Source organism: Mycobacterium sp. E3247 (assembly GCF_001667785.1).
Classification (GTDB): Bacteria; Actinomycetota; Actinomycetes; order Mycobacteriales; family Mycobacteriaceae; genus Mycobacterium.
In genome coordinates this window covers 1-5,319 of record NZ_LZJG01000520.1, presented here as the reverse complement: position 1 = coordinate 5,319, position 5,319 = coordinate 1, and the positions used below count along the sequence as shown (strand labels likewise).

General features: G+C 66.2%; 5 protein-coding genes. All 5 read right to left on the bottom strand.

The genetic code is table 11. The annotated features are described in order from the left end of the window. A partial coding sequence (locus tag A9X04_RS26760) for a glycosyltransferase (protein WP_369829020.1) occupies positions 1 to 557 on the bottom strand: 557 nt, incomplete at its 3' end. Between the two features lie 115 nt (positions 558 to 672). Beyond that, positions 673 to 1,479: a TylF/MycF/NovP-related O-methyltransferase gene (locus tag A9X04_RS26755; RefSeq protein ID WP_067927421.1), complete on the bottom strand. Its 807-nt coding sequence runs from the start codon at positions 1,477 to 1,479 to the stop codon at positions 673 to 675. 316 nt (positions 1,480 to 1,795) lie between these two features. Beyond that, positions 1,796 to 2,857 carry an NAD(P)-dependent oxidoreductase gene (locus tag A9X04_RS26750; RefSeq protein ID WP_067927418.1) on the bottom strand — a complete coding sequence of 354 codons (1,062 nt, stop codon included), beginning with the start codon at positions 2,855 to 2,857 and terminating at the stop codon, positions 1,796 to 1,798. 133 nt (positions 2,858 to 2,990) lie between these two features. Beyond that, complete coding sequence (locus tag A9X04_RS26745; RefSeq protein WP_067927414.1) at positions 2,991 to 3,983, bottom strand: sulfotransferase family protein; 993 nt, start codon at positions 3,981 to 3,983, stop codon at positions 2,991 to 2,993. 373 nt (positions 3,984 to 4,356) lie between these two features. Beyond that, the gene (locus tag A9X04_RS26740) at positions 4,357 to 5,271 is read right to left on the bottom strand and encodes a sulfotransferase family protein (RefSeq protein WP_067927416.1); all 915 of its coding nucleotides are present in this window, start codon (positions 5,269 to 5,271) and stop codon (positions 4,357 to 4,359) included. Between the last annotated feature and the right edge of the window lie 48 nt (positions 5,272 to 5,319).

Sequence of the window (5,319 nt, the reverse complement as noted above, 5' to 3'; positions counted from 1 at the left end):
GGCAGGCCGAGTTCGCGGCGCTGCGCATCCTCGACCTTCTTGTTGAGGCGCCAACTGAACCAGTCGAACGCCGTCATCGCCGAGCGCCCCAACGGGGCCGGCAGCATCGAAACGGTCTGGCCGTTCGGTCGCATGGGGACGTGATGCAGCGTGGCCAACGGGATGTCGTAGTACTCCGCGACGTTGGCGGCGGGCTCCTGATAACTTTGCCCGGCCAACAGCAGGTCAGCGCCCTCGGCAAGCGACACCAGGGTGGTGTTCATCTGCGCCCAGCACCGGTCGCTGAGATCCCACATCTCGCGCCACATCGACCTCATCTCCCGGACCCGCCAGAAGGCGCCGAAGAACGACGTCCAGAAGTTGCGGTACAGGTCCAGCCACGCCTGCGATTCCAGCCCGTACGGGACGGCCGCCAGCCCGGCCGCCTCGGTGAACGCGATCGAGTCGGGCGGGACCGCCATCACCAGGTCGTGGCCTCTGCGGACGAGTTCCCGGGCGACCACCACCGAAGGCTCGATGTCGCCGCGAGTGCCATAGCTCGCCAGCACCATTTTCATCGCGATTACAAGCCCTCCAGTTGTGCCATCGGCGGCAATGATGCACCGAGATCACCTTAGATATCGGCGAATGCCCCCATCGGCGCGGGCTACTCAGCGACGGCGCAGCGGCTCGTCATTCCTTACGCCACAGCACCCCGGTGCCGTCGATCTCCTCGATCTCGGCGGTCACTCCATGCTTTGTCCGGTAGTCCGTGACCGCTTGCCGGCACGCCTCGATCGCGTGGTAGTCATCGACGATGCAGAAACCGCCCGGCGACAGCCGCGGATAAAGCGCATCGAGCGCCTGGATCGTCGATTCGTACAGGTCGCCATCGAGCCGTAAGACCGAGATGCGATCGATCGGCGCATCCTGCAGCGTGTCCTTGAACCAGCCCGGCACAAAACGAACCTGGTCATCCAGCAACCCGTAGCGCTCGAAATTCGCCCTGACCTGCTCTTCCGGCACGGCGAGCACGCCGGCGGCGCGGTGCAGCCGGATTCCCCTGTCCGCCTCGTAATGCGCGGTGTCCGGGGGCGGAACCCCCTCGAACGAATCGGCCAGCCACACACGTCGCTTCTTGTCGCCGTAGGCGGACAGCACGGCACGCATCAGGATCGACGCCCCGCCGCGCCACACGCCGCACTCGACCAAGTCGCCCGGAACGTCCTCGTTCAGCGCGGTCTCGACGCACTGCTGCAAACTGGTCAGCCGCTGCATGCCGATCATCGTCAAGGCATCCGCGGGCCAATCGAGCCCGAGGCCGCGCGCATGCGGATTGAACGGGCGCTTGCGCACCATCATGAATTTGCGGGTGCTCAGGATCGGCCGTCCGAAGGAGTACCAACCGACGGGCACCAACTCGTCGCTGCCGTACCGGGTGAGGTTGCGGCGGAGCAAGTCGAGGTACGCCGATCGCGTGTCCACGAATGAAGATCGCATGCCGCGATCGGCAACGGTCAAGACTTCCCCCCGGTTCGCACGAATTTCCTCCCGTTGACCAGCCTAGACGTTCGCCCCGGCCGCCAACGCGTTTCACATCTTTCCGTCATGTTCGCCAACCCTTGACCCCCCTCACCTGTACCGCGTAGCCAACGAGTGACTTGTCGCCTGACCACCGGTCAGCCCCCTGCGGACCATCATATGCTTCCGACGGCCGCCACCCCGCATCGAAAGCCGCGCCGTTTGCTGGACGCGCGGCCGACCCGGGCGGCCAAGTGATGGCTCTTGACACGGCGAAGGCGGCTCGTCGGTTCGGTCAGCCGGAGGATTCGGACTGCTTGCCGATCCATTCGAGCAATGCGGGCAGGCCGTCGTCGAGCGTCCACTTCGGGCGCCAGTCCAGCTCGGCCTCGGCTTGTCCGATGTCGCAGCTGGCGGCGCGCACGTCACCGTCACGAAATTTCGCGACAACGGTCGGAGCAGGCGCGTCGCACATGGCGGCCACTTTGTCGGCCAGCTCGTGGATGGTGGTCCCGTTGCCCGACCCGATGTCGAGGCGTCGCGATCCGGTCGCGGGCCGCTGCAGGGCCGAGTACAGGGCGTCTACGACGTCATCGATGTAGACGAAATCCCGCACGATGCGGCCGTCTTCGTACACCTCCAGCGATTGACCCTCGCGCGCCAACCGGGCGAACAGGGCGACGATTCCGGTGTACGAATTCGTCAGCGACTGGCCCGGACCGTAGACGTTCTGGAGACGGAGCACGCTGACGTTGGTGTCGTGCGCGGCCGTCCAGGCCGCCAGCAGGTGCTCCTGGGCGAGCTTGGTCGCGGCGTAAACGTTGGTCGGCCGGGGCTCCGTCCCGCTCGCGCAGCTGGGCAGCGGCACCGCAGGTGCACCGCCGGGCCCCGGGGGATCCCACTGGCCGGCGACGAGCTGGGCGTGGCTGCGCGGCGGCGGGTAGAACACCTGGCCGCCGGCTTGCCAGGCGCCTTCGCCGTAGACGGCCCGCGACGACGCCAGTACCAGCTGGTCGGGAACGATTCCCGCGCGGCTCAAGGCGTCGAGGAGCTGGGTGGTGCCCACCACGTTCACCGAACCGTGGCGCGTGGCTTGCGACAGGGACTGCGCCGTTCCGGTTTCGGCCGCCAGGTGGACGACCTGCGAGGGACGACACAGCCGCAGCACCGCGTCCCAATCGGGAGCGTGCGTGACGTCGCCGGTGAACAACCGCACCGACGACGGCAGGTCGAGCGGCCGGTCTCCCCCATGCACCTGGGGGTGCAAGACGTCCATCACCGCGACGTCGTAACCGTCCCCGACGAGACGGTGCGACAGTGCCGACCCGATGAACCCCGCCCCGCCGGTGATGAGCACGGAAGCTGACAAGAGCCGGGACCTCCCATTGGTCTGCAGGTAGGACGCGCGCACGTTGCCGACAGCACGGTCCGGTCGATCATATCGGGCACCCTCGCGGGTCAGCGGGATTGCCGGTCCCGGCCGGGTACCGCTAGGCCCAGGTGCCCCTGCGCCGATGGGCCATCGCGAGCACCTCCATCACCGGGCCCGCGATCATGGGCGGGAAGACGCGGAACAGCATGCTGTTGGACAATCCGTGAAAATCCTGGAAGGCCTGGCGGAAATCGCGTTCGCACCCGCGGTAGGACTCGAAGACCCGATCCAGCGTGCCCCTGTCCACGGGCTCGTCCAGCGCCGCCGCGCACAGTGTTTCGTAGACAGCCGAAATCCAGTCGGTACCAAAGAGATCCGCTACCGGGCCGCTGTGTCGTTGGCGTCGCAGGTCGGGCTGCAGGAAGTCCTCGACCGGCTGTTCTTCGTCCGCGCTCAATTCCATTGGGAGCGCCACCGAGATTCGCTTCACCTCCCGGCGCCAGTCGTCGAGCAGGTTGGCGTAGTCGACGAACACCCGCGTCACGCCGCGCGTGTGGCGCTCGGCCAGCAGGTTGTATTTCACCCAGATCGCGCTGGCGAGCGCCGGCGAGACACGCCAGGACGCGGCAATCGACTTGATGACCTCCTGCGGCTGGCGCACCGCGATGACCGCCGCGACATCGAACCCGGCCGTGCGTGCCGCCTCGAACCACAGGTCGGACAGTGTGGTTATCCGGGGCTCCTTGATCACCAACAGCGGGGCCGCCGGCAGCGTGGAGAGGTAGTCCGCGATCTTGGCGACGTGGGCGGCCCTCTCTCGGGAGCCGAACGCGGCGTCGTCCAGCAAACGCAGTGACGGATCGTACCAATTGCTGCCGTGACGCCGCAGGATCGACTCGTTGAGAGTGATGGCTGCCCGTGGTTCCCAATAGCCGAGCGGGTTGTTCGCATCCGCGCCCAACATCCCGGCGGGAAGCGTTCCACCGCACAGCGAGAGAACCCGCGTGATCGCCGACGTTCCCGAGCGCTGTGGGCCCAACACGAAGACAATGACCGGGCGACGGACGGGGTGAGCAGTTTCAGCAGATTTCGCGATCCGGGCAAATCTCATTGCAAACGCAGACCTTTCGGTGCACCTGGCTACATGCGAACTCGGTTGCCACCCATGACTTCTCGGTTCCGCGCCCGTCTCGAGCTCTCGCGCACGGCAACGCCGTCACAGTCAAGACCGTCTTTGCCCGGTGTGCACTGCGACGTCGAGAAATGAAACTCAATCCACCTCAACGTCTTTGGCACAAAGACGACACCGTCCCCCTGCACCTCTGCAGGATCAGGCTCTCCCCTGACGAGCGAATGATCGGATCATGGTGCGTTAACTACTTTAGCGCGATTCGGTGACGCGGGCGTCAATTTTGCATATTTGTTTTGCTTACTTAACATTCGGATGACTCGGGCGCGTTGGCCAGCCGGGAGAAGCTCGGCGGCTAGGCCCAGGTTCCCTTGCGCCGGTGCGTCATCGCGACAACCTCGAGCACCGGCTTCATGAGGGAGGGCCGAAGCAGCCTGGCAGTGAGGCTTCTGGAGTGGCCGCGGGCATCCTCCAACGCGAGCCGGAAATCATGCTCGCTGGCCCGATAGGCCTCGAACACACGATCCAGTGTCACCACGCCTGGCGGCCCGTCCAGCGCCGCCGCGTGCATCACCTCGTAGACCGCCGACATCCAGTCTGCGCCGAAGCGATCGATCACGGGCCCACTGTCGCGGTTACGCCGCAGATCGGGGGTGAGGAACTCGTCGACTGCGCTTTCCTCCTCGGCGCGCAGGTCGATCTCCAGCGCGGCGGAGATCCGCTTCATCTCGCGACGCCAGTTCTCGAGAAGCTGCGTGTACTCGACGAACACCCGGGGCACGCCGCGCGACTGGCGCTCGGCCAGCAGGTTTCCCTTCAACCACAGGGCGCTCGCGAGTTCCGGTGACGCCCCGGTGGCCTTCCCGAGCGACGCGATCACCTCCTGCGGATGACGCACCGCGATCACAACGGCGACATCAAGGCCCGCCGCACGTGCCGCCTCGAACCACATCTCCCAGAGCACCACGATCTGCAGGTCCTTGATGACCAACAGTGGTGCGTCCGGCAGCGACTTGAGGTAAGCGGCGATGTCGGCGGTGGCCGCCGCCCTCTCCGCCGAGGTGAAGGCACCTTCCTCGAGCACGCGCAGTGATGGGTCCCACCAGGCGCTGCCGCGGCGCTCCAGGATCGACCTGTTAAGCAGGAGCGATGCCCGAGGCTCCCAGTAGCCGCGCTGGTTGATCTCGTCGGCACCCATCATTCCCGCCGGTAGCGTGGCGCCGCACAACGAAAGGACCCGCGTCAGTGCCGACGTCCCCGATCGCCCCATCCCCAGGACGAACAAAATCAGTGGCCGCTTCGCGTTTCCGGCGCGCGC

What these genes read in the sequence shown, in the direction of transcription:
- A9X04_RS26755 (WP_067927421.1), bottom strand. Translation starts at nt 1,479, where the DNA reads ATGCGATCTTCATTCGTGGACACGCGATCGGCGTACCTCGACTTGCTC.
- A9X04_RS26745 (WP_067927414.1), bottom strand. Translation starts at nt 3,983, where the DNA reads ATGAGATTTGCCCGGATCGCGAAATCTGCTGAAACTGCTCACCCCGTC.
- A9X04_RS26740 (WP_067927416.1), bottom strand. Translation starts at nt 5,271, where the DNA reads ATGGGGCGATCGGGGACGTCGGCACTGACGCGGGTCCTTTCGTTGTGC.